Consider the following 22,537-nt stretch of genomic DNA (forward strand, 5'->3'; position numbering starts at 1 on the left):
GCATAAGGGATCGTGTTAGCGCTCGGCAGCCTTTGTCGGTTCTAAATCTAAGCTAGGCCTACTCCGTCATCCGCCCTCGAATTTCCGCCAGATCGGGTAAAACATTAGATTTGTGGTTCATCATTATTTTATCCCCTTCAAACAAAATCCGGCTTGTTATGGCGAATGGCGTTTCGATAAACCTCAGGGTCATTAGAAGGGTATCCTCCTGCTGCCAGGTAAAACTGGAAACAACGCGTTTATCCCCATCCTGCAGCAGCCCCGTGATTCCCTCCAACCATTCCCCCCGGCCGAGTTTAATACGATATTCATTTTCTTCTTTGCTCAGTATGACAACTGCATGATTGTCAATAAAGGCAATGGAAATGCCCTTCCAATTTTGTTCATTGTCATCGAGCTTGTAATACTTACCGGAGATCGCTGCTTCCAACGGTGAATCCGGCTGCAGCCGCGGCTGTTGAAGGGTTAGACCCTGCAGCCTCTCCGGAAGCTTTGTTAGGGAGTCCTCATCCGAGGAAAGCGGCGACGGTTCCATTGCCGGAAGCAAGTGATCCCACACGGCATTTAAGACACCCTGCAGATCGTTTGTGCCGCTGGTCATCGCCAGCACGGCATCCAGTTCCGGCATCACGATACAGAACTGGCCAAACGCGCCATCACCGCGATATACTCCATGCCGGCATCGCCAAAACTGGTAGCCATAGCCCTGAGCCCAATCACTGTCACCGCCGTCTCCATTGGCTATTTGCTTGGACGTTGCCTCTTCAATCCACGACTCCTGCAAAAGACGCTGACCGTTCCATACGCCTTTTTGAAGATAAAGCTGGCCGAACTTAGCGATATCCTCCGTGGTCACGTTCAATCCCCAGCCACCGACATGTATACCCAGAGGACAGGATTCCCAAGTCGCCCCCTCGATACCAAGCGGTTCAAACAAACGCGGCTGTAGATATTCCAGCAAAGTTTGGCCAGTCGCCTTCTGCAGGATGGCTGACAACATATATGTAGCACCGCTGTTGTAAGCAAAATGTGTACCAGGAACATGCTCGACGGGATCATGAAGAAAAACCTTAGCCCAATTTCCGTCTTCGCTCTGGGTCATCTTAGTTGTTGTATCCTTATCGTGGCCCGTTCCCATCATTAGCAAATGACGAATGCGCATTGCGGATAGATTCGGCTCTATTACCTCAGGAGCATCTTCCGGGAAGAACGATACGACGGTGTCGTCCACCGACAGAATACCTTCCGAAGCGGCGAAACCGATGGCCGTTGAGGTAAAGCTTTTGCTGAGTGAGAACAGCATATGCGGAATATCTGATGCATAAGGATTCCACCACCCTTCTGCTACCACCTGGCCGTGCCTAAGCAGCATTAGACTATGCAGCTCTAAATTACGTTCTTGTACAGCATTCAAAAATTCAATTACAGCTGTGGAGGGAATTCCTTGTGCTTCCGGCTGACTTCTGGGTAAATGCAGATTTGTCATTTCCATCATTTCATTCCTCCTTTATAGTACTAACTTACTGCAACCGGAGAGGACTGGCAAGTATTTTTGTGAGCGCTCTCATAAAAAACAAACAAACCGGCTATCATTATATACCTCCTGATGATAACCGGTTATTCGCCTATTAATTTACTCTACGGCGATCCTATCGCCTTTACTATTCGGTTGAGAAATCACCATAAACTCGATTTCATCGTTTGACTTATTAAACATTTGATGCTCTCCCCAAATATAATGTTTAGCACTGTGTTTGCTTATTTTCATTTCAATATCTCCCGTCAATTAAACTCGACCTCCCGTTCCCTATTTTCGAAGTAGTGGATAGGGCGGATCTCTATGCCCCAGCCAAGCTGCTCGCCCGCACCCACTTGCGTAGTTGGATGTAAAGAGGCCACTCGGATGGCTTCCTCCATATCCCGTGCTTCTATGAGGAATGCGCTGCCGATCATCTCCTTCGTTTCAATAAAAGGACCGTCAATAACCCTTACCTTTCCGTTAACAAGCCGCAAACTTTTGCTTTCCACGTCGAGGCCAGCATCAATGATCACTTTGCCGCTCTCGTAGAACTCCCCAAGGCGGGTCTGGCATTCTCCCATGATAGCATCAATCTCCGGCTTAGGCCGGGCATCCATTTTCTCTGGTTCGAAGTAACCCAAACATAAGTATTTCATATTCATTCTCCTTTATTGGCAGGATTTTGGCTTGCCCTCGTCCATCCCTCAATACATTGCACCCCTATTTTGATTCATAAAGACAAGGTTCCGGTGCTATTGGGCTGGTCTTATACATGCCTATATTAAGTCGACGAACGGCTTACAGCAAAGTCGACATACTCTCAATAAAATTTTCAAAAAAAATCCGGCATTTCTTTAAATACTTAAATTCTGTTAATGTAATTACACAAACAAAGGAATCAATTCTATTAACGAATTTATGACGTAATCCGGGGAATATTTTTCTGGCAGTGCTTTATTTTTCCGATTAATCCAAGCAACCTTAATTCCTGCGTTTTGGGCACCTGCAACATCACTTGTGAGTGAGTCACCTATATGAAGTACCTCTTTGGGGTTAAGTTGATTTGCCGCAAGGGCCTGATGAAACATCTCTGGTCTTGGCTTATAAGATTTTACGTCCTCACTGGTAATAACATTTTCGAACGATAATCCATTATGATTAATTGCTGATTGAATATCTTTTCGGTCAATATTCGAAAGGATTATTTTCGGGACACGGATACTTCTTAAAAATATATTGGTATCCTCGAATAGTTGGGGGGATTGCCATTGATCAAACAAAATTCCGCTAAGTTCTCTTGGATTTTCAGTTGAGTTGTAAAAGGTTAGGGTATCCTCTAAAGAAGATAGTTCGATTTCACGCTGAGTTTTAAATTTATCGCCATAAGAAGAGTAAAAAGTTTTAGAGAAGGAATCCCACCAATAACGTCCGATATCCTTGGCTGTAGTTTGTGTTGAGGTCGATGCCAAAATTTTTTTGCATATATCCTCAATAAACACATCATCCTCGTGCACGAGTGTACCGTAAAAATCAAGAAACACCGCTTTATACATCATGTCGATACACGCCTCTTCTCATCGCTTATTAGAAAAACAAGCACACTACTCAGACATCTTCAAAAACTCTTAAAAAGTAATATTCAAATGTCCCTAATATCATCATGTAATTGTCCGAATAATAAACGACAAGGAACACGCATGTTAATACGGTGGCGCCGAGTGGTAACCATTTCAACACACTAGTTTTTGACTTCTTCAAATAAATTATAGATAAAAATAAGTAACTTATTATCGTAAATATTGAAAGATAAAAATAAAAAGGGTTTGGATAGTCATAATCTCTTAACATACCCCTTTCTTGTTCCTTATGAAATCCTTCTGGATAGCCTTGTCCATATACATATATGTCTATAATGTCTACTGTTTGTAGATTATACATACCCTCAAAATCATATTCTTCTTTGGTAAATCCCAAAAGTTCACTAATTGACAAAGAGGCTTTAATATTAGCAGCAATAGAAACAGAGCTAACCACAATAGGTATAAATAATAGAATGTTAAAAAGAATAAAAAAGATAGGATGAAATAATTTACGGTTCAATAGTACTTTATTCTCCCTTCTTTCCTAAATAAAAAGATACAGCTGCGAAATCCGTTGAAGGCAATTTCACTACTTTATCCCTTTTATCTAAAGCCGTAAATAATACTTTATCATGACTTTATTTATTGCACAATTCTTCCATTTCGCCTGCTTAGGATTTGTTGTTTTGCGCGAGAGCAACATAATTAGCTTGTACAAACTCTATTGGTGTCTAGTAAGATTTCTTACATAGGGCAAGACTGTTTCTCTAGACCCACATGAAGCTCGTTCTGTATAATGACACGGTACCTTTCAACGACGCTGGAGGATTGACAATTCAAATGGAATCAACAAACAGACAATCGGCTTTTGCAATTTGGACAAGCTTAATCAGCAATATTCTTTTAACAGCTATGAAACTTAGCGTTGGTCTGCTTTTTAGCAGCCAGGTTCTCATTGCGGATGGCGTACATAACGCAGGTGACGTATTTGCGACTGCAGCAGCTTTGGTTTCAATGATGATTTCAAAACGGCCGCCCGATAAAGACCATCCCTATGGACACGGTAAAGCGGAGGTTATCGGTGCAGGTATTGTAGCCGTTATCCTGGTCCTTGCAGCTGTCTACATGGGTTATCACTCGGTCATGGCTCTGATGGAGCCGCCACATGAAGCATCAGTACTTGTTCTCATTGCCGCAGGAATCTCACTGGTATGGAAACAGTGGCTATATGTCTACACCATCCGAATCGGCAAAAATACCAATAGCAGCGGCTTGATCGCAACCGCTTATGACCATTTAGCTGATGTATACGCTTCTCTTGCTGCCGTTATCGGTATCGGGCTAGCCATGCTTGGAGAATATTATAATATTCATTTTTTGAAATACGGAGATCCAATCGCCGGTATCATTGTCGCATATTTTGTCCTCAAGCTGGCGATTCACATGGGACGAACTTCAGTCGATGTATTGATGGAGAAAAACATAGATGACGATAAAATGGAGGAAATTTTACAGCTGGTTCAATCCATCCCGGAAGTAAAAAGAATTGACCGTATACGGGCTAGAGAGCATGGCCATTACATGATTGTTGATGTTCGGGTAGGGATTCCGGCTGAGTTGAGCGTTCAAGAGGGCCATGATATTAGCAAGAAAATAAAGCAGGCCATCAAAGACCAAAACCCAATTGTTGAAGAGGTTCTGGTTCATTTAAATCCATGGTACAAGGGAAATAGTAAAAAATAAGTGTACCTGTAATTTGAGATGAGGATAGTAATACAAGTGATTTTCGTATTTGATGAAGAAAAGGGCTGCCTCCTTGGCAGCCCTTTTTTTATTGAGGGTTAAAAGCGTACAAAATAACAAGGGCGATAATATAACGTTGAGATATCCCTATTTTATTTTGTGCTAAACGAAGCTAAAACGTAGTGAAATCCAGCAAGCCCTGCACTCTATATAATATACGTTTCAAAAATACTGTCTCCTCCTGATAGGCACTATAATCCAAGGTATACTCGGCGCCTTCATTTTCCCATAATTTCTCGAAATACTGCTGAACCTGCTTAGAGACTCTGCTGTTCTCGGAAGCTTCGACTTTCAGATTGGTCTCTAAATTCAAATCATCCAAATTACGCGTGGTATAGTTACCTGATCCATTGTGAATCACCACATCGCCCTTATGACGGATGAGCATCAGCTTCGTGTGGAACTGCTCCTTTTCCGTATTGTACCATCGGATTTGAATGCGATCATTCGACTTGTTTATCAGCTCGGAGGCTACCGGCCGGTTCGGAATGCCGATCTTTTCGCTGCCAAAAGCATTCTGGTTGGGATCGAGTATCAAACGAATCTCTACGCCCCTCTCAGATGCTTTCAAAAGCTCCTCGATCACCTGCCGGTCTGCGAGATAAAACATCCCTATCCAAATCAAATCACCGGATTCGGTTTTGGATAAGTCCTGGCTTACATGCTTCAAGATCTTTCCTTCCGTTAAGAGCCGCACCCGAATATCGCCCTTTTCTTGAGCCGCCTTGCTGTATGCAGGCAGTTTAAAAGAATCCGACAGCCCGACAGCCGCTTGCTCACTAGCCAGCGCGTCCCCAATGATATTGCCATTTACCTTGAAGCCGCTGTTTGAGCTATAGTAGCTTGCGTCATGGGGATTTGCAGTAGATACGATAAGTGACTTATCCGTCACGATAACCTTACGGTGGTTGGCTTTGATATTCAGCAGTTTCATATAGGAGCGCAGAGTCATATCAGGAGCAGCCGTTGCCATTTTATTCGTTAACCAGCCCTCTCCCGCTTCCCCGAACCACTGCGCGAAAATACGCCAACCTGCTGAATACAGCGGATTAGAGTCCCGCAATGGATTTACATCGGTAATATGGGTATAAATGCCTGCGGCATGTAAGCGTTCAAGCTCCGACGCAGGATGCGACCCGTAAGAACTATTGATTTCATCCGTTATAAAGACGATGTCCATCTGCGGATATTTCATCTTTTTGGCGATCAGCCTGTCCGTCAAGTTTCTGCTGAGTGAAGGGAACGACTGCTCTTTATCGTAAAGGCTGTTATATAAAAACATATCGATTACGATAAACTCTGTTGCTTCTTCGATCGCTTTATAAACAGAATTAAAGATCATTTGTTCTGTTTTGATCTGGCCTTCTGATGACCCATGGGAGGTTAAATCATATAAAAATTCAATATCCTGCTCCGTTACATAATGGACAGGCCCTTCCATGGAGATGCCTTCAGGCAAAGGTTTTTCAGAATGGTAGGCAGCCACGCAGGCATAAAAAACCACAAATAGCAGGAAAGCAATCAACCACAAATTTTTGTTTTTTTTGTAGTTTTTCTTTGGTCGAACAACGAGAGTCGGGGATATAGGGGCACTTTCTGGGTTCGTTTGGTTCATGGATTGGACTCTCCTCTTTTCATCATTTATGTATTACTACCGCGTTCGAATTAGAGTGAAACAACACAATATTTAACTTTGGCTTGAAAAATAACTTTTTGGCCTATGATAACTGTCCCAACAAAAAAAACAGCGGGAGCCATGGACAAGAAAAAAGTCCTGGACTTCCGCTGTTTTATAAACGAAACGTATCTAGATTGGTAAATCGTTATGCATGTCTAACCGTTATCTACTTTTTTCCATTACAGCAAAGTAATTTTCTTCTATGTCTGCAAAGTTAAATACTCTTCCGAAAGGCATATTAACAATTTCTCCGACTTTAACCTCTTTGTTTGATAAATCGGCATGGAATTGCTCGAGATTTTCCGAAAAAAACATCAAAGAAGGTGTACCGAGGTTTAATCCCGGTGACATTTTAGCAACGAATTCCTTATTATGTAGAATGATGCTTGTTTCTGCATCCTGTGTCGGAGCAATTTCGATCCATCTCATTCCTTGACCGTTATTTTCTTCGGAAATCACAGTAAACCCTGCTTTTTCTGTCCAAAAATCCAGTGCCTCATCTTGATTGTTTACATACAACATAATTTGGCCGACTTTACTAATCATTGATTTATCCACTCCTCCAGATAAGTATTTGTGATGTACTTCATCTAATTTCTAGCTTGTCACCATTACCTCCTCCTTTGTAGCATCCACAGATTACATCCCCATTTCCGTAACATTCATGTCTTAAGACGAATACTAACGAAAAAAACTGATTAAAACGGTCGCCGCGCCCATTAACACCAAAATCGAAAAGAAAACGTAGCCGAAGACTCTTAGAGGCCGCGGCATGGTATTTAAATCTATTTTTTTCATTGGTCCTCCGGCTTCAATATTTTGAATAGAGCGAAGGTTCTCATCGATATAATTATCGTTATGATATAATTTCCCCTTCTCAGGTTGGGTTTCATGAATGTTATTTGCGCTCATTCGGAGTCCCCTTTCTAGTTTACTTCTTGGAATATTTTACCACAAAAATGATGTTTATGAAACCATTTAATACTCATGCTTGTGCCAAAGAAATATGCTTAGGGCAGCCCGGTGCTTTTTTATTTACAATCTGATTGTTGTATTAGGTGATAATCCGTTTCAACCCTGTTCATGTGCTCATACCATAAAAAGAAAACAGGGGAGGAAACAAGCATGAAAAATAACGGATCGCTTTGCCAGCAGTTCTCAAGGATTATTGGTGGCCAACCCGGCTTCGCTGGAGGGAAATGTGTGTCGACCATTACACGAGATCAAATAAGAGCAACAATATTGGGAAAAAGTTTTAGTGTAACGTCTTCTTTTTCGTTCGAATCTTTAAATACTAGAACTGGCAGAGCACTATGTTTAGGTAGAGGAGCATTCTTACAAAAAGAAGTCAATACATTCATTTCGGCCATTCGTAATCAAGGAATAAAAATAACGTCTGTTGGCAACGAGTGGCTGTTCGAGCAACCGCGGCTGATTTATATCAATATAGAATCGGTTGATAATCCGCTTGTTTTTGCAAGAAAAGTCAGGCGAGCCTTGGATGCCATTCAGTAAGTCCCTTCTTTGCGCGCTGAATCCCATGAATTGCTCATAAGGCTTGTGGCAAAATCTATCGGTTTATAATTCTCTCCGCATACAGTCGAAATACGGTAAGAGCAGTTTGTTTAGGACATAACGCAAGTAAGAAAGCCCGGGCAGAATGAAGTGCACCCCTTATAGTAGACATTGTAAAAACACCCTGGTGTTTAAACCGATGAAACTATAGGGGGTGCTTTTCGTTATGGCGAGAAAAGGACAGAAATTTGAGAAGTATAGTTTTGAATTGAAGAAGAAGGCTATTGAGCTACGACATGGAGGTATGACCAAGCAGAGGGTAGCGGAAGAGCTTGGGATCGCAGATATCGGGCGTTTAAAGGTGTGGATGAGGAAGTATAAAGAGCAAGGCGAATATGGACTTATGGAACACCGAGGCAGACGAGTACAGTACAAGGATCAGGAACGTTATCTTAAGCGATTGGAGATGGAGAACGCTGTCCTAAAAAAGTGGTTAGAAATTACGAAGAAGGAGGTATACCAGAGAAGTATCGGCTCGTCTGCGAACTTCGTGAAGGTTTTAGCGTCAAAGAACTCTGTAAAGAAATCGGTGTCTCCCGAAGTGGATTCTACGCATACTTGAAGCGACTGAAAACAGATGAGAATAAGGAGGATAAACAGTTAATTCGTGACACTTTTGAATACTATAGAGGCGTGTATGGGTACCGCCAAATTCAATTGTTCATGTTCCAAGATCATGGCGTGTGGATGAACCATAAGAAGGTTCTCCGGCTCATGCAAGAAATGGAGCTGCGCTCTAGAGTACGTCGTAAATACCATCACAGTACTCGAAGCTGGAACATTGGTGATCGCGTTACGAAGAACATACTGGAACGTAACTTTCAAGCGGAAGCACCCAATCAAAAATGGGTAACTGACGTCACACAGTATCGAATTGGTGATGTTTGGTTGTATCTCTCCGCCATTAAAGATTTGTGTCAGAACGAAATTGTCGCTTACCAAACCAGTCATCACAATGACAAGCAACTTGTTCTACAGACGTTCTCTAAGGCGTTTGAAAAGGAAAAGGACGTGGCTGGGCTGATCGTTCACAGCGATCAGGGGTCCCAGTACACGTCCTACGATTACCACGACATGCTGCCAAAGGTTGGCGCCCAAATCAGCATGTCCAGGCGAGGCAATTGTTACGATAATGCCTCAATGGAAAGCTTCTTCTCGCATTTGAAGACAGAAGCGCTCTATCCTTATGATATTCGATCAGTAGAAGAAGCACAAAGCCGAATTGAAGAATATATACACTTTTACAACAATAAGCGTCCACAAAGAAAACTAAACAAGCTGGCTCCGATTCAGTACCGGCTCCAGCTTGTTAGGTAGGGTCTTTTATTCAGTGTCCGCTATATGGGGTCTTGACCACAATGCCCGGGCTTTTTCATTTTTAATGAGACACCTCGTCCGGCATCAGCTGCCACAACAGTTCGAACGCTTTCTGCTCCACCCGGAAGAACAGACGGGCGGTCGAATACCAAACATAACCGTTCTGGAACAAGCGAAGCGTGACGACGCTCTGATCCGTAAGCCGCAGATGAAGGAAACGTTGCTCAGGCTCATCGAAAATACCTTCTTTCTGCAGCTCCTCCTGCTTAATCGGCTTAGCTTCGCCGAGCGCCGCTAGAAAGTCGGAGATTGCTGCGGTATCCGATTGCAGCGCCTGCTTCTCTTCTTTGCCGTAATTCCAGCTGTTAAACGATTCCCACTCGGCCGATTGAATCCGTCCATCTAGCCGAAGCAGGCCGAAGACATCCTTTCCGCTGTATACACGAATGCCGCTCAGGCATTCGTAGAACTCCGTGATGACGTCGCCATTATCCAATTGTTCATACGACATAATGCGAAACTTCGGGTCGTACCCCGTTACTGTGTACATGTCGACCTGCCCGATGCTGGAAGCAAATTCGGTGGCGAAGGCGTCCTGCTTGCTCCACTCGTCGATCGTTCCGATCGTCCGGCCGAGCTTGTCGCCTACGAGCATCGCCGCGTCCTCCGGCGAAATCTTGGTACTCGTCTGCGTATAGATCCGGCCTTGGTAGACGACAAGACCGATCATATCCGCATTCTCGAGATTCTGGTCCGGCAAATCGATGCTCGGGATCTCGATCCCGCCGCCGGATCCGGCGCTTGCTTGAATTTCGGTTAGAGCAGCGCCCTGCTCCGGCGTTTGCACCTTCGCCAGTTCGTTCGTTTTCGTGCCGCAGCCGGTCATCGCGGCAGCTAAGGACAGGATCAGCATCGCCCTCAGCGGACGGATTCTTTTCATTCGATCACCCTCCCGTTCTTATAGACGGACGGTTTTATAGAAGAGTTGCAATCTGGAGGGGGAACCAAACTGGAACTTATGCGATGGACGCATAGCTGCATCCTCCGACTGTAATTAGAGCTGGAACATTAACGTAAAATGACCGTTAGCTGATTAAAGAAAAGGAGCAGCTGCCGCAGCAAACTACTCCTTGTGGATCAACTATAGTACGTTCCGTTGTTTTATGAATTCGAGTTTGAACTTTTATGAGTCTCTTGTTTATCATTAAAATCATCAATATAATATCCTTCTGAAGCCCAATAATCTTCATACTCTTTATAAATATCGGTGATATTATCTTTTGGTATCCCACAGTGCTTTAATAGCCATTCTCTTATATAATTAATATCTTTATTTTCATCTTCCCAGATGAAATCCATAATCGCCGATTCTTTCGCAGCATTATCTGGAACATAAATAACAAATGAAGAGTTAAATATTTTCATAAATCCGTAGCTTACATTCCTCAGCCACTGTTGGATTTCGGTATCTACTAAAAATCCTCTCCATCTAAAATAATGATGAAAGTAACATACTTTCTCTGACAATGTGAGAGATATTCCACAGGGGCCGTCCAAGCTAATTGTTCCGCCTAGACTATCATGAGTAATACGCCACTTCCTATCAATATCCTCTGGATTAAAGGGTAAAAGTGTGTCAATAAACTCACGAATGAATGGGAATCGAGAACTGTTTTCATTTAAATCAATGCATAACTCTAGTATATCAGTTTCGTTAAGGTTATGTGACATATACGCAGTAAAATCCATTCCCATAGATAACACCTCCGAGTAAATGCTTAGAGATTGATAATAATTTCCGATTAACTAAGGTATTCGAGAAGTAATTACACCTCCCTGCTTGTTAGAATATTAAATCAGTCTATTTCTAATTCGTATGTATTCGATAATGACCCCAAATATGGGGATTTATATATGTAAAAAAGAATAAAATAGGATGGTTTGTTGACTCTCGCGGTACCGCACCTTAATTTTTATATCTTTGTGAAAAAAACGGCTCCATCCCGCACACAAGGACGAAGCCGTTTGATTTCATATGTTAAACCGCGTTTAAAGCGCGCAATAAGGTGTAGCGATTCGGTCTTACCTGATGGGCTTCCTGCAGGCTTCGCATCAGCAGCTCTGCATCTACGCCTAGCTCCTCTGTCGTCGACGGTCCGCCGACCCGCTTCAGCCAACCTCTAATCATCGTTTCATCCGGAAGAGCCGCTATCGCTTCCCTCACCTTCTCCGGGTTAGCCGTAAAGGCAAGCCCTGCTTCCTCCGATGCGAGGCGGTGATAAAGCTTGGAAATTTCCGCGCAGGCTACGCCGACTTTGGCGCCATGCAGAAGCTGTCTTTTGCCAAGGCGAATATATTCCATCTCCCAATAATGCGAAAGATGATGCTCGGCACCTGACGCTGAATGCGACTGTCCGAACAATAACATAGCGAGTCCGGATTCAATAAGTGCCTCTATTAATATACGAATACCGTCTTGATCGCGGCTGGCAATTTGCTCGACATGCTCAACGCATTTATGAAGCGCGATTCGCGTAATTTCCGCTACCTCTTCCGAATACGGCTCGCCGCCTTCTGATGCGCCAAAGCTCCAATCGAATAACGAGGTATATTTGCCCAGCATATCGCCAAAGCCTGCCGCTACCATTGCAGCCGGAGCTTTTGATAGAATGTCCAGGTCTGCGAATATCGCATCGGGCCCGATGGCGGCAATGGTCTTCTTCTCGCCACGGATGATGATTGGAGCACCCTTGGAATTAAAACCGTCGACCGACGGTGCAGTCGGAACCGATACAAAAGGAATGCCCGCCGTATACGCGGCATACCTGGAAATATCATGGATCGTACCCGAGCCGGCGGCAACGACAACCTGGGCATTTTTCTGCTGGATATCGAGCAGCAGCTGCACGATCGAGGCTTCGTCGGCAATCACGTCACCTTGGCGATCAGGCTTAATGAGCGTAACCTGAACGGCAATGCCGAGCGCAGCTATCGCTTCCTCAAGCGTCTCACCCGCGATGCCATAGGTAATCGCATCCGCCGCGATAACAACCTGGGTATACAGCCGTTCCTTCAAATAAGGAGCAACCTCTTGAATGGCGCCCGCTTCGACGAGCAATGGATTTATTTCAATCGACCGCAGCGTTTCTTCGTCAAAGCCTGCTGCAATCTGTTTGACTCTTTCGATCAAGGATGACATAGCATCGCCTCTTTTCACTAGGGTATGCTTTATTCTGCTCTCGCGGAGCTGGGCTTGTCAACTTATGCGGACGAGAATGCCAAAGCTCTTTGAATCAATATTCTCGGCTTGCCAGCGCGGTTTTGGCGGATTCCTGCGTAAACACGCCTTCGGACGTGATGATTTTCATTGGCAGCTCCTTGCCCTCCGATAAATCCTTGACGGCTTTCATCAGCTGAGGTCCAAGCAGCGCATTACATTCCACCGCAAAGCTCAGCTTGCCGATACTGAGCGCTTTAAGCGCAGATTTGGTCGCGTCAACGGAAATAATGATAATATCCTTTCCCGGCCGCAAACCGAAATCTTCAATGGCCTCAATGGCACCCAGCGCCATATCGTCATTATGGGAATAAACGACCTTGATCTTGGAGCCCTGCCGAGCTAATGCCGCAGCCATTAGTTCTTTTCCCTGCTTCTTCGTGAAGTCTCCCTGCAGCGACTCAAGCATCGTAAAGTTCTTATCGGTCTGGATAACTTCCCTAAACCCCTGCTTGCGCCCGACTGCCGGAGCGGAATGCTGCGTGCCTTGAAGTTCAACGATTGGATTGCTTTCTCCTTCCTCAGCCTGTTGAATAAGCCATCTTGCTGCACGTCGTCCCTCTTCGCGAAAGTCCGATCCAATATAAGCCGTCCAAAGGGTATCATCGCTGACGTTGACCTCGCGGTCCGATAAAATAACCGGTATTCCCGCTTCCTTCGCCTCTTTCAGTACCTCATCCCAACCGGTTTCCGTCTTAGGCGAGAAAGCAATCACATCGACCTTCCGCTTAATAAACCGGCGAATAAGCTCGATTTGCTTATCCTGCGATTGCTCGGCATTCTCATAAAGCAGCTCTACGCCAGCCTCCTTCGCAGCATCAATAACCGATTTCGTATGCGCAATCCGCCATCCGCTCTCCATCCCTACCTGCGCAAACCCCACAACGAGCGGAGCATCAGTTTGGTCCGGCGATGGATCAGGGGACGGCGAATTAAGCAATTCGCTGTTAACCGTGGATTGATCTGTTATTTTCTGGCTCCGCAAAATAATCTTCTTCGGAATGCCCTTTTCCTTGTTCAAAATATCAATCGCATACTGAATCGCTTCCTTGCCGCCCGGCGGACTCGTAAAGGTTCCGGTCAGCTTGTTCTTCGATACGAGCTGCAAGCTCCCGTTCTCGGAATTAACCCCGTCAATGCCTATAATATTGACATGGTTCATGTTAAGCTTTTGCAGCGCTCGATAAGCCCCAAGCGCCATAGCCTCATTTTGGGCAAATATTAAATCAACGTCGTGATTCTCCTTTAACCAGCTAACCAATAAATCCTCAGCCAAGTCACGCTGCCAATCCCCGTTCATCGTCTGGACAATGCTCAGCTTTGAATCCTGAATCGCGTCCCGGAAACCCTTGCTGCGTTCTTCGACGGTTGGCGAGCCTGCTAATCCTTGCATTTCAACGACTTTTCCGCCGGATGCCCCCAAGGTCTCCCTTGCGAATTCGCCTGCTTTCCTGCCGATCATTTCATCATCCGTTCCGACATAGAGCGTGTAATCATAACCCGCGACACCCCGTCCCAGCACAATTACGGGAATATCCTTGTAAACGGAGCTTACCGTTGGCGTTAGCGCGACCGGATCATCGAGCGAAATAATAAGCAGGTCTATGCCGTAACCCATCAGTTTCTTTACATCCTGCGCCTGCTGGTCGCTGCTTTGCGCCGCATCGGTAAAGATGACGCGCATGTCTCCGTGCTTCCCGACTTCCTGCTCGATCTCCTCATTCATGGCAACGCGCCAAGGCTCGCTTAAATTCGGCTGCGACACACCTATCAAATACTTATAGCCGATATCGCTTTCTTTACCTGGGTTCTCAGAATTCAAAATGCAAGAACGCAGGAGCAGAGCCGCGGCAATAAACAGCGCAATAATAAGAATAAACCTAAAAGCATTCCTTCCGATCATGACCGTATTCCTTTCTTGTAAACCATGGGAGAGGTCCCGGTCACCTTCTTAAACGCGCTGCTAAAATAATGCTGGCTGCTGTACCCAACCTTCTCCGCAATTTCATAAACCTTATATAAAGGATCGCTCATAAGCTGAATCGCTTTGCGAATACGCACCTCTGTCAAATAATCAATAAATGAAAGACCCAGCTCGCGCTTGAGCTGCTTGCTTAAATAAGTAGGGCTAACCTGTACGCCTTCCGCCACATCGCCAAGCGTCAATGCGGGCATGCCATAATTCCGATCGATAAATTTTTTGGTCAAAATAACGATGGGGGACAAGCTTCCTTTTTGGCCAAGCTCCTTCAATAAGGTTCGGTGCAGGGCTGGCAGCATATCGGCTGATTCTGCTGCCTGCTGTTCAACGATAATGGTCTTCTCCAGCAGCGACTCCATCTTGTCTTGGATCTTCGTGCCTAGCAGCAGCCACCTCGCATAGTTATCAATACTGCCTAACACGACAATATGGCCTTTCTTGTCATTGAGAACCACGTGATTCCTGGCTCCTTCGGCAGCGAGCAGGTCCTCGGTAATGTTTTTTAATGCAAACTCTAGTAAATCCCGGTCCCATACCCGCATAGACTTGCCGGATTCCACATTCTGGATGACTTTAAACGCAATTAATCCGACGGCCCCTGCCCAGCCTAGTTTTAAAAAAGCCGTTTGGCCGTGAATTTCCTCCGGGGCTACGATGCCATCCAGCCATTTCAACAAAAACGAATCTCGGATGGCGATGGAATTTGTTTTGAGCTGCTGATCCATCCATACCATTTTCCGCTCCTTATCCCGTTCTTGTTCGAGCTCGCTAATCGCTTTCCGGACGACGCCCTCCAATTTGGCCTTCACGACTGGCTTCAGCATATATTCAAAGACATGAAGCTTTACCGCCTGCTGCGCATACCGGAATTCATCATGTCCGGAGATCACAATCACGATGCAGCGTTCCAGCGTTTGCCGCAGCCTCTCGATGAACTCTAATCCGTCAACAAAGGGCATGCAAATATCGACGAACAAAATATCCGGTTTTCGTTCTGCCGCAAGCTCAAGCGCTTCCAAACCGTTCTCGGCTTCGCCGACCAGCTCGATGCCCAGCTCTTCCCAAGGCAGCACCTTTGCGAGCCCCCTTCGAATCTTCGGCTCATCATCTGCAATAAGCAGCTTCCACATGTGATTACCACCCGCCATTCAAAATTATCCAAGCATTAATGGAAGTCTAACCATGATTTTAGATCCCTGTCCACGTTCGCTCTCGATGGTCAGCCCGTAGCCGGACCCGTGCGAAAGCTTGATTCTCTCATTCACGTTATACAAGCCATAACCCCGATCCTCGCTGCTCTGTCTGATGGCATGGAACGATTCATTCATTTGGGCCAGCCTTTCGGGTTCAAACCCGATCCCGTCATCCGCGACAACGAGTACCAGCTTATTGTCCTCCTTGTAGCCTGAAATCAGAATCTTGCCCACGCCAAGCTTAGCCTTGATGCCATGATAAATCGCATTCTCGACAAGCGGCTGCAAAATGATTTTGAGCACGTTCTGCGACTCCAGCTCCTTCGGGATATCGATCGTGTAGGATAGCTTATCCTCATACCTGGCCATTTGGATGATCAGATAGCTCTCGACATGCTGCATCTCGTCGCTGAGCGGAATGACCTCCCGTCCCTTGCTGAGACTGATCCGGAACAAATGAGTGAGCGCGACGACAATATCGACGATATCGTCCGCATCCCGGTCCTGTGCCATCCACTGTATCGTATCCAGCGTATTGTAGAGAAAATGAGGCTTGATTTGCGCCTGTAAAATTTTCAGCTCTGCCTCGCGTTTTTCTTTTTGCTCCAAATAAACCAGATGAATCAAATTGTCGATTTCCTGCACCATATTATTAAAGCTGTTGCCCAGCTGTCCGATTTCATCCTTGGTCTTGCTCGGAAAACGCAGATGCAGCTCGCCCTCTTCAACCTTCTTCATTAAACTGCGCAGCTTGCCTACGGGACGAACGATTGAGTTCGTAAAGTATAGGGAAGCCAGAAAGGCAAGAAGCAAGGTAACCAGCGCAATGATGACCGTATAAAATTGAATATCGGCAACGACCTGCAGCGATTCCTTCAGCGGGAATACGCCGACGATGCGCCAATCAAATTCCGGAAACGTGTTATAGATCATTTGGTATTCCAGATCGTCAATATAGCGAAAAACCTTGCCCGAACGCCCTTCCATCCATTGTCCGGATATGCGATATACGATCGGGTTTACGGGAGAGTAAACGACTCCGCCGCTTTCATCCATAATGAAGATAAAGCCGCTTTTGCCAAGCGAGGCCGACTCCACGATATCCTGAATGATATCGAGTTTCATATCGATCAGAATAACCCCCAGCACATTGCCGGTTTGCGGATCCTTTACCGCTCTAACGAACGATAGTACCTGATCGGCGCTTAGATTTTGCTCTGCTCTAATATTTCTGCCGATCGGGTGGCTGAACAAGTGGATGTGATCCGGGGCAAGAACGGCTTTTTTATACCACTGCTCATCCGTCATCGGATCCCTCGTTATTTGCTCCAGCCCGCTGCTGGCGAACTGATTGTTACCGCTTACAATCATTGCCCCAGCGATTTCAACATGCTTCTCAATATAAACCCCCTGAAGCTTTCGCACCTCATCTTCCAAACGGTCGAGATGAACGGATTCCGTATTGGTCCACCTCATAAACTGAATCACCGACGTATCCTGCGACAGATAATAAATGATGTTGTCCATTTCTTGTATGTATACTTCAATATGATTTTTAACCTGGTCCATCATCTGCACCGTGTGTGCATTCGTTTCCTCTTCGATCGCATTCTTATACAGCGTGCTGCCCAAAAAGCTGAGCGCCAAAATTGAAAATAAAGTTATGATGACGAAATAAAACAAAAGCTTGAAACGGATACTTCTATTCGCAAATAAACCGCTCAGCATAGACATCTAATCCGTCCTTATAAAATAATGATCTATTTACATATTAATTCAAAAAACGAAACTATAAAAGAGAAATTTCTCTTGAATAGTTTCGTATTTTCCTTACTTTTCCATTAACTTATAAATTAATATTTACGGTTAGGCAATGCATCGATTGCTTTTTGGCCAAAATATACATCCTCATCGGATTTGATCCATTTTTCGAGCGTTTTGCCCGCTTTGTAATCAAGGATAGCTTGCTTCAATTGCGGTCCTAGCAGCGGATTACATTCAACGGTGACGTTCATTTTCCCTTCCGCAATCGCTTCGAAAGCGGCTTTAATGCCGTCCACGCCGATGATTTTAATATCAGTGCCCGGTTTCAAGCCCGCTTCTTCGATCGCTTGAATAGCGCCTAGGGCCATGTCGTCATTGTGAGCATATACGACTTGGATGTTTTTATCCTTTTTCAAATAAGCTTCCATAACTTCTTTGCCTTTGGCGCGTGTGAATTCACCGGTTTGGGAATATACGATTTTGTAGCCGGCTTCGCCAGCGATTGCATCCTCAAAGCCTTTTTTACGGTCATTCGCTGCGCTTGCTCCAACAGTGCCTTCAAGCTGAACAATGTTTACTTGCGCGCCTGTGCCGAATTCCTCGATCATCCATTTTGCGGCATTTTGACCTTCTAGAATAAAGTCGGAGCCGATGAAGGATACATACAGGTCTTCGTTGCCTTTCGTAATGCCGCGATCAAGCAAGAATACCGGGATGTTAGCATCTTTCGCTTCCTTCAAAACCGTTTCCCAGCCTGATTCTACAACCGGCGCAAGTCCGATTGCGTCTACTTTCTGAGCGATGAAGGTACGAATGGCTTTTATTTGGTTTTCTTGTTTTTGCTGCGCATCCGAAAATTTCAGCTCAAAGCCCGGATCCTCGCCAAACGTTGCTTTAACCGAATCCGTCTCCGCATCGCGCCAACCGCTTTCGGCACCGATTTGGGCAAAGCCGACTACAAGCTTCTTATCGGCCGCGGGCGGTGCTTCGGTTGCCGCATTTTCTGTTTTCGGCTCGTTAGTCGCATTTCCGCTTGCCGGTTTGTTCCCCCCATTGTTGCTGTTGCTGCCACAGCCAGCGATTAAACCTACCAGCATAATCGTAGCAAGCATGGTCATGAAAAACGGTTTCTTTCTGTTCATCCTTACTTCCTCCCTTTCGAACTTGTAATGGCTACACGTTAAATATACAAATTTTATAATCGGTCTGTATTTATAAATTAACGACTTTATTTTCAAATTTCGGTTTATTTTTGGCAGCAGGCAATGCGCTTTTTTCTTTTCTCATCACGATAATTCGTTGAAATGCCATGAAAAGAAATAATAAAAATCCAATCGTAATCTTTGTCCACCAGGAGCTTAACGTGCCTTGGAACATGATGATCGTCTGAATGATGCCTGTGCATAGCACCCCAAGCGTCGGCCCGATCAAATAACCGAATCCGCCGGTCAATAAAATCCCGCCGATTACGCAGGCCGCGATCGCATCCATTTCCATGCCCATTAAATGCAGCGAATAGCCGGACAGCATATACAAAGTGAAGACTACGCCGCCAATCGCCGAGAACAAGCCGCTTAAGGTATAGACGAGTATCGTTGTTTTTGCAACGGGCAAGCCCATCAAAACCGCTGATTTCTCGCTGCCGCCAATGGCGTATACCGCTCTTCCGAACGAGGAATAACGGCCGATCAATATCGCGGCTACGACCACCGCTGCCGCAACGAGGACACTAATCGTGATAAAATTATCGCCCCACAGATGAATCTTGTACTGGGACAGCTTCACGTAGGTTGGATTGCTGATGACGATGCTCTCCGTACTGATCAGAAAGCTGATTCCCCTGGCAAGAAACATGCCCGCAAGCGTTACGATCCAAGGGTGAAGCTGAAACCGCTGGATCAAATAACCTTGCCCTGCGCCGAACAGCGTACCGATTAACAGCGCAACGACCGTCACGGCCAACGCGTTCGCTCCCTGCTCGAACAAGCCGGCGGAAACCATGCTGATGAGCGCCACAACCGACGCTACGGATAAATCGATACCGCCCTTAATAATGACGAATGCCATTCCCGTCGCGACGATAATCAGATAGGCATTATCAATAAAAAGATTCAGGAAAACCTGCATCGAGAAAAAACCGGTGTAAAGGGCTGCCCCTGATCCATACAATATGAATAAAAGCAGCAGCGTCGCCAAAACAATAATGTTATTGTGACTAATTTTTAGAGAGAACTGTTTCATTGTGCTGCCACCTTCTTTTTCGCCAATTTAAACGACTGCCTGAACATGTCGGATTGAATCAAACATACGACAATGACGACAACCGCCTTCACGAGTAAAATACTGGAGGGCTCAACGCCCAAGGAATAAATCGTGGTTGTCAAACTCTGGATAAACAAGGCGCCGACGATCGTTCCGCCTAGATAAAAGCGTCCGCCCCGCATCGAGGTTCCGCCAATGACGACGGCCAAAATCGCATCGAGCTCAATCCATAATCCCGCATTGTTCGCATCGGCGCTCGCTACGTTTGCGCTAATGATAATACCCGCGATCCCGGCGCAAATTCCGGTAATGGTATACGCCGTCATAAAGATAACCTTCGGACGGATGCCCGCATAGCTGCTCGCCGTTTTGTTGCCGCCTGCCGCCTCGAGAAACAAGCCGAATGCGGTACGCGTTTTGAAGAGATAAACGATGAGGAACACGCCCATTGCGAGAAACAACGGGAACGGCAGTCCAAGCAAATGCCCTTTTCCTATGAACTGGAAGGCTTTGTCGCTTGTCGTAAGTACCTGCCCGCCCGTAATAAGCTGGGCGATTCCGCGGCCGATGGTCAAAAGGATCAAGGTAGCTACCATCGGCTGAATGCCGAGGATAGCCACGAGCATGCCGTTCCATAATCCGCATAATAAACCTGCCCCGATCCCAACCAGAACCACAAGCCAGAGCGGATATCCATCGAGCATAAATACCGCGATCGCCCCCGAAATGGCAAGCACCGAACCAACCGAAATATCAATGCCCTCCTTCGCGATAACCAAGGTCATCCCAATCGCGATAATGATGAGCGGTGAACCGTTCTTCAAAATATCGATGAGATTACCGAATAAATGGCCGTCCTTCCACTCCATCCTGAAGAAATCAGGAATAACAATCAAGTTAAACAAAAATAAAACAACGATCGCTAGGATCGGCCAAATGATCTTCTGCTTTCCTAAATTAAGCGCCAATCCCGTCAGACCCGCCATACAATTCCGCTCCCTTCGCAATCATTTCCATGATGACATTCTCGCGCATATTCGCTCCCGTAACCTCGCCAATCTTAATGCGGTCACGCAGCACGACGATTCGATTGCAGCATTGCACGATTTCCTCGAGCTCTGCAGAAATAATGAGAATGGAAATGCCGGTTGCCGCCAAATCGAGAATGAGCTTGCGTATCTCCATCTTCGAGCCAACATCGATACCGCGAGTCGGCTCGTCCAGAATGAGCAGCTTAGGCTGCGTGGCAAGCCATCTCGCCAAAATCACTTTCTGCTGATTGCCCCCGCTCAGGTTCTCAATCTTCTGCTCTGCGCTTGGGGTTTTTATCTTTAACAGCTCGATATACTTATTCGCGATCTCCTTCTGCTTGCGCAGCGGAATGAACGAGAACAGGCCTTTGCGGGCTTGCAGCGCCAATACGATATTCTCACGGATGGTCAGCTCTCCTACGATCCCTGCAACCTTGCGGTCTTCCGGCGTGAAGCCGAGCCCTTTCTGAATCGCTTTCTGCGGAAACATCGACGAAATCTGTTCACCATCAATGGTCAGTGTTCCTTCATCCGCTTTGTCGATGCCGAATATCAGCTTTGCGATTTCGGTTCTGCCCGAACCCAAAAGCCCTGCAAGGCCCAGCACCTCGCCTTTGCCGATTTGAAGATCAATCGGATTGATGCTTCCCCTTTTGCCAAGCGAGCTGGCATTTAGGAAGTTTTCGCCGGCAATACGTTCCACTGCCCGTTTTCCAGCGGCTTCCTCGGTGCTCCATTCGCGTCCAATCATATGCGATACCAGCTCTGTTTTGGACAAATCCTTCGTTACGTACTCTCCCACGAGCGTACCGTTGCGAAGCACCGTTATTCGGTCAGTCACCTCATACACCTGGTCGAGAAAATGGGTGACGAATACGATGCCCATGCCCTCCTGCTTCAGCTTGCGCATGACCTTGAACAGCTGCTTTACTTCATTCGCATCGAGGCTGGAGGTCGGCTCATCCAAAATAAGAATGCCGTTTGAAATATCAACCGCTCTGGCAATGGCGACCATCTGCTGGATGGCTACCGAGTAATGCGATAACGGCTGCTTCACATCAATGGCAAGGTCAAGCCGCTCCAGCAGACGTTCGCTTTCGTGGTACATTTTTTCCCAATCGATTAATCCGCGTTTTCGCGGATGGCGTCCGATATAAATATTTTCCGCAACGCTTAGATTGGCGCATAAATTAACCTCTTGATATACCGTGCTGATGCCAAGCTGCTGTGCTTCAAGCGGAGATTTGGGCGAGATCGGCCTGCCGGACAGTTTCACCTCACCTGAATCCCACTTGTGTACGCCGGTCGCAACTTTAATTAACGTTGATTTCCCGGCACCGTTTTCCCCCATCAGGGCATGGATTTCACCCTTCCTCAGTCCAAAATCAACATTCGACAGCGCCTTAACGCCAGGAAACGATTTGCTTATCCCTTTCATATGCAGCACGTAATCTGTGCCCATGACCTTCACCTCTTTCCAGTTTCACCTCCAATTGTAGAAAAAACGGCACCTGTCCGTATTTAGAAATATAGGTCTTTTTTTTAACATTTCGGACA

22 protein-coding genes are annotated in these 22,537 nt (G+C 45.9%); 4 read left to right on the top strand and 18 right to left on the bottom strand.

The window, feature by feature from the left end:
- Window positions 1-58: 58 nt before the first annotated feature.
- From ACN6MW_RS02170 to ACN6MW_RS02190, 5 genes are all read right to left on the bottom strand, one after another.
- Window positions 59-1,495, bottom strand: coding sequence for a serine hydrolase domain-containing protein (locus ACN6MW_RS02170; RefSeq protein ID WP_419874016.1), 1,437 nt, complete (start codon window positions 1,493-1,495; stop codon window positions 59-61).
- A gap of 138 nt (window positions 1,496-1,633) precedes the next feature.
- Window positions 1,634-1,786, bottom strand: a complete 153-nt coding sequence (locus ACN6MW_RS02175; protein ID WP_419874017.1) for a hypothetical protein — start codon at window positions 1,784-1,786, stop codon at window positions 1,634-1,636.
- Entirely contained in the window at window positions 1,783-2,175 is a 393-nt protein-coding gene (locus tag ACN6MW_RS02180) for a YciI family protein (protein WP_419874018.1), read from the bottom strand. Before ACN6MW_RS02180 ends, ACN6MW_RS02175 begins: the two co-directional genes overlap by 4 nt.
- A 225-nt stretch (window positions 2,176-2,400) precedes the next feature.
- Window positions 2,401-3,075 (bottom strand): HAD family hydrolase, encoded by a 675-nt coding sequence (locus tag ACN6MW_RS02185; RefSeq protein ID WP_419874019.1) that lies wholly within the window; start codon window positions 3,073-3,075, stop codon window positions 2,401-2,403.
- A gap of 49 nt (window positions 3,076-3,124) precedes the next feature.
- Window positions 3,125-3,619, bottom strand: a complete 495-nt coding sequence (locus ACN6MW_RS02190; protein WP_419874020.1) for a hypothetical protein — start codon at window positions 3,617-3,619, stop codon at window positions 3,125-3,127.
- Between the two features lie 320 nt (window positions 3,620-3,939).
- Between ACN6MW_RS02190 and ACN6MW_RS02195 the strand changes: the two genes are divergently transcribed.
- Entirely contained in the window at window positions 3,940-4,842 is a 903-nt protein-coding gene (locus ACN6MW_RS02195; RefSeq protein WP_419874021.1) for a cation diffusion facilitator family transporter, read from the top strand.
- Window positions 4,843-5,014: 172 nt separating this feature from the next.
- Here the strand turns inward: ACN6MW_RS02195 and ACN6MW_RS02200 are convergent, their stop codons facing one another.
- The 3 genes from ACN6MW_RS02200 to ACN6MW_RS02210 all read right to left on the bottom strand — a co-directional run bounded on the left by ACN6MW_RS02200 (window position 5,015) and on the right by ACN6MW_RS02210 (window position 7,492).
- Window positions 5,015-6,517: a phospholipase D family protein gene (locus ACN6MW_RS02200; RefSeq protein ID WP_419874022.1), complete on the bottom strand. Its 1,503-nt coding sequence runs from the start codon at window positions 6,515-6,517 to the stop codon at window positions 5,015-5,017.
- Window positions 6,518-6,742: 225 nt separating this feature from the next.
- A complete protein-coding gene (locus ACN6MW_RS02205) occupies window positions 6,743-7,126 on the bottom strand; it encodes a VOC family protein (protein ID WP_419874023.1) in 384 nt (127 codons plus the stop codon).
- A 135-nt stretch (window positions 7,127-7,261) separates the two neighbouring features.
- Window positions 7,262-7,492: a hypothetical protein gene (locus tag ACN6MW_RS02210; protein ID WP_419874024.1), complete on the bottom strand. Its 231-nt coding sequence runs from the start codon at window positions 7,490-7,492 to the stop codon at window positions 7,262-7,264.
- 213 nt (window positions 7,493-7,705) lie between these two features.
- Between ACN6MW_RS02210 and ACN6MW_RS02215 the strand changes: the two genes are divergently transcribed.
- From ACN6MW_RS02215 to ACN6MW_RS02225, 3 genes are all read left to right on the top strand, one after another.
- Window positions 7,706-8,095: a DUF1259 domain-containing protein gene (locus ACN6MW_RS02215; RefSeq protein ID WP_419874025.1), complete on the top strand. Its 390-nt coding sequence runs from the start codon at window positions 7,706-7,708 to the stop codon at window positions 8,093-8,095.
- A gap of 226 nt (window positions 8,096-8,321) precedes the next feature.
- Entirely contained in the window at window positions 8,322-8,717 is a 396-nt protein-coding gene (locus tag ACN6MW_RS02220; protein ID WP_419876514.1) for a helix-turn-helix domain-containing protein, read from the top strand.
- On the top strand, window positions 8,612-9,472 hold the full coding sequence (locus ACN6MW_RS02225; RefSeq protein WP_419876248.1) for an IS3 family transposase: 861 nt from the start codon (window positions 8,612-8,614) through the stop codon (window positions 9,470-9,472). Before ACN6MW_RS02220 ends, ACN6MW_RS02225 begins: the two co-directional genes overlap by 106 nt.
- A gap of 61 nt (window positions 9,473-9,533) precedes the next feature.
- Here the strand turns inward: ACN6MW_RS02225 and ACN6MW_RS02230 are convergent, their stop codons facing one another.
- The 10 genes from ACN6MW_RS02230 to ACN6MW_RS02275 all read right to left on the bottom strand — a co-directional run bounded on the left by ACN6MW_RS02230 (window position 9,534) and on the right by ACN6MW_RS02275 (window position 22,442).
- Window positions 9,534-10,412 (bottom strand): hypothetical protein, encoded by an 879-nt coding sequence (locus tag ACN6MW_RS02230; RefSeq protein ID WP_419874026.1) that lies wholly within the window; start codon window positions 10,410-10,412, stop codon window positions 9,534-9,536.
- Between the two features lie 221 nt (window positions 10,413-10,633).
- Window positions 10,634-11,227: a hypothetical protein gene (locus tag ACN6MW_RS02235; RefSeq protein ID WP_419874027.1), complete on the bottom strand. Its 594-nt coding sequence runs from the start codon at window positions 11,225-11,227 to the stop codon at window positions 10,634-10,636.
- A 283-nt stretch (window positions 11,228-11,510) separates the two neighbouring features.
- Complete coding sequence (locus ACN6MW_RS02240; RefSeq protein WP_419874028.1) at window positions 11,511-12,671, bottom strand: sn-glycerol-1-phosphate dehydrogenase; 1,161 nt, start codon at window positions 12,669-12,671, stop codon at window positions 11,511-11,513.
- 94 nt (window positions 12,672-12,765) lie between these two features.
- Window positions 12,766-14,652, bottom strand: a complete 1,887-nt coding sequence (locus tag ACN6MW_RS02245) for a substrate-binding domain-containing protein (protein ID WP_419874029.1) — start codon at window positions 14,650-14,652, stop codon at window positions 12,766-12,768.
- Window positions 14,649-15,860 (bottom strand): response regulator transcription factor, encoded by a 1,212-nt coding sequence (locus tag ACN6MW_RS02250; RefSeq protein WP_419874030.1) that lies wholly within the window; start codon window positions 15,858-15,860, stop codon window positions 14,649-14,651. The genes ACN6MW_RS02245 and ACN6MW_RS02250 overlap by 4 nt, the downstream gene beginning before the upstream one ends.
- Before the next feature lie 24 nt (window positions 15,861-15,884).
- A complete protein-coding gene (locus tag ACN6MW_RS02255) occupies window positions 15,885-17,657 on the bottom strand; it encodes a cache domain-containing sensor histidine kinase (RefSeq protein WP_419874031.1) in 1,773 nt (590 codons plus the stop codon).
- Window positions 17,658-17,776: 119 nt separating this feature from the next.
- Complete coding sequence (locus ACN6MW_RS02260; protein WP_419874032.1) at window positions 17,777-18,829, bottom strand: ABC transporter substrate-binding protein; 1,053 nt, start codon at window positions 18,827-18,829, stop codon at window positions 17,777-17,779.
- Between the two features lie 70 nt (window positions 18,830-18,899).
- On the bottom strand, window positions 18,900-19,928 hold the full coding sequence (yjfF, locus tag ACN6MW_RS02265; RefSeq protein ID WP_419874033.1) for a galactofuranose ABC transporter, permease protein YjfF: 1,029 nt from the start codon (window positions 19,926-19,928) through the stop codon (window positions 18,900-18,902).
- On the bottom strand, window positions 19,925-20,935 hold the full coding sequence (locus ACN6MW_RS02270) for an ABC transporter permease (RefSeq protein ID WP_364149524.1): 1,011 nt from the start codon (window positions 20,933-20,935) through the stop codon (window positions 19,925-19,927). Before ACN6MW_RS02270 ends, yjfF begins: the two co-directional genes overlap by 4 nt.
- Window positions 20,907-22,442 carry a sugar ABC transporter ATP-binding protein gene (locus tag ACN6MW_RS02275; protein WP_419874034.1) on the bottom strand — a complete coding sequence of 512 codons (1,536 nt, stop codon included), beginning with the start codon at window positions 22,440-22,442 and terminating at the stop codon, window positions 20,907-20,909. The genes ACN6MW_RS02270 and ACN6MW_RS02275 overlap by 29 nt, the downstream gene beginning before the upstream one ends.
- Between the last annotated feature and the right edge of the window lie 95 nt (window positions 22,443-22,537).

Source organism: Pristimantibacillus sp. PTI5 (assembly GCF_048572955.1).
Lineage (GTDB): Bacteria > Bacillota > Bacilli > Paenibacillales > Paenibacillaceae > Pristimantibacillus.

Coding starts and splice junctions, on each gene's coding strand:
- ACN6MW_RS02170 (WP_419874016.1), bottom strand. CDS start 1,495: ATGATGGAAATGACAAATCTGCATTTACCCAGAAGTCAGCCGGAAGCA.
- ACN6MW_RS02180 (WP_419874018.1), bottom strand. CDS start 2,175: ATGAAATACTTATGTTTGGGTTACTTCGAACCAGAGAAAATGGATGCC.
- ACN6MW_RS02185 (WP_419874019.1), bottom strand. CDS start 3,075: ATGATGTATAAAGCGGTGTTTCTTGATTTTTACGGTACACTCGTGCAC.
- ACN6MW_RS02195 (WP_419874021.1), top strand. CDS start 3,940: ATGGAATCAACAAACAGACAATCGGCTTTTGCAATTTGGACAAGCTTA.
- ACN6MW_RS02200 (WP_419874022.1), bottom strand. CDS start 6,517: ATGAACCAAACGAACCCAGAAAGTGCCCCTATATCCCCGACTCTCGTT.
- ACN6MW_RS02205 (WP_419874023.1), bottom strand. CDS start 7,126: ATGATTAGTAAAGTCGGCCAAATTATGTTGTATGTAAACAATCAAGAT.
- ACN6MW_RS02210 (WP_419874024.1), bottom strand. CDS start 7,492: ATGAGCGCAAATAACATTCATGAAACCCAACCTGAGAAGGGGAAATTA.
- ACN6MW_RS02215 (WP_419874025.1), top strand. CDS start 7,706: ATGAAAAATAACGGATCGCTTTGCCAGCAGTTCTCAAGGATTATTGGT.
- ACN6MW_RS02220 (WP_419876514.1), top strand. CDS start 8,322: ATGGCGAGAAAAGGACAGAAATTTGAGAAGTATAGTTTTGAATTGAAG.
- ACN6MW_RS02230 (WP_419874026.1), bottom strand. CDS start 10,412: ATGAAAAGAATCCGTCCGCTGAGGGCGATGCTGATCCTGTCCTTAGCT.
- ACN6MW_RS02235 (WP_419874027.1), bottom strand. CDS start 11,227: ATGGGAATGGATTTTACTGCGTATATGTCACATAACCTTAACGAAACT.
- ACN6MW_RS02240 (WP_419874028.1), bottom strand. CDS start 12,671: ATGTCATCCTTGATCGAAAGAGTCAAACAGATTGCAGCAGGCTTTGAC.
- ACN6MW_RS02245 (WP_419874029.1), bottom strand. CDS start 14,652: ATGATCGGAAGGAATGCTTTTAGGTTTATTCTTATTATTGCGCTGTTT.
- ACN6MW_RS02250 (WP_419874030.1), bottom strand. CDS start 15,860: ATGTGGAAGCTGCTTATTGCAGATGATGAGCCGAAGATTCGAAGGGGG.
- ACN6MW_RS02255 (WP_419874031.1), bottom strand. CDS start 17,657: ATGTCTATGCTGAGCGGTTTATTTGCGAATAGAAGTATCCGTTTCAAG.
- ACN6MW_RS02260 (WP_419874032.1), bottom strand. CDS start 18,829: ATGAACAGAAAGAAACCGTTTTTCATGACCATGCTTGCTACGATTATG.
- yjfF (WP_419874033.1), bottom strand. CDS start 19,928: ATGAAACAGTTCTCTCTAAAAATTAGTCACAATAACATTATTGTTTTG.
- ACN6MW_RS02270 (WP_364149524.1), bottom strand. CDS start 20,935: ATGGCGGGTCTGACGGGATTGGCGCTTAATTTAGGAAAGCAGAAGATC.
- ACN6MW_RS02275 (WP_419874034.1), bottom strand. CDS start 22,442: ATGGGCACAGATTACGTGCTGCATATGAAAGGGATAAGCAAATCGTTT.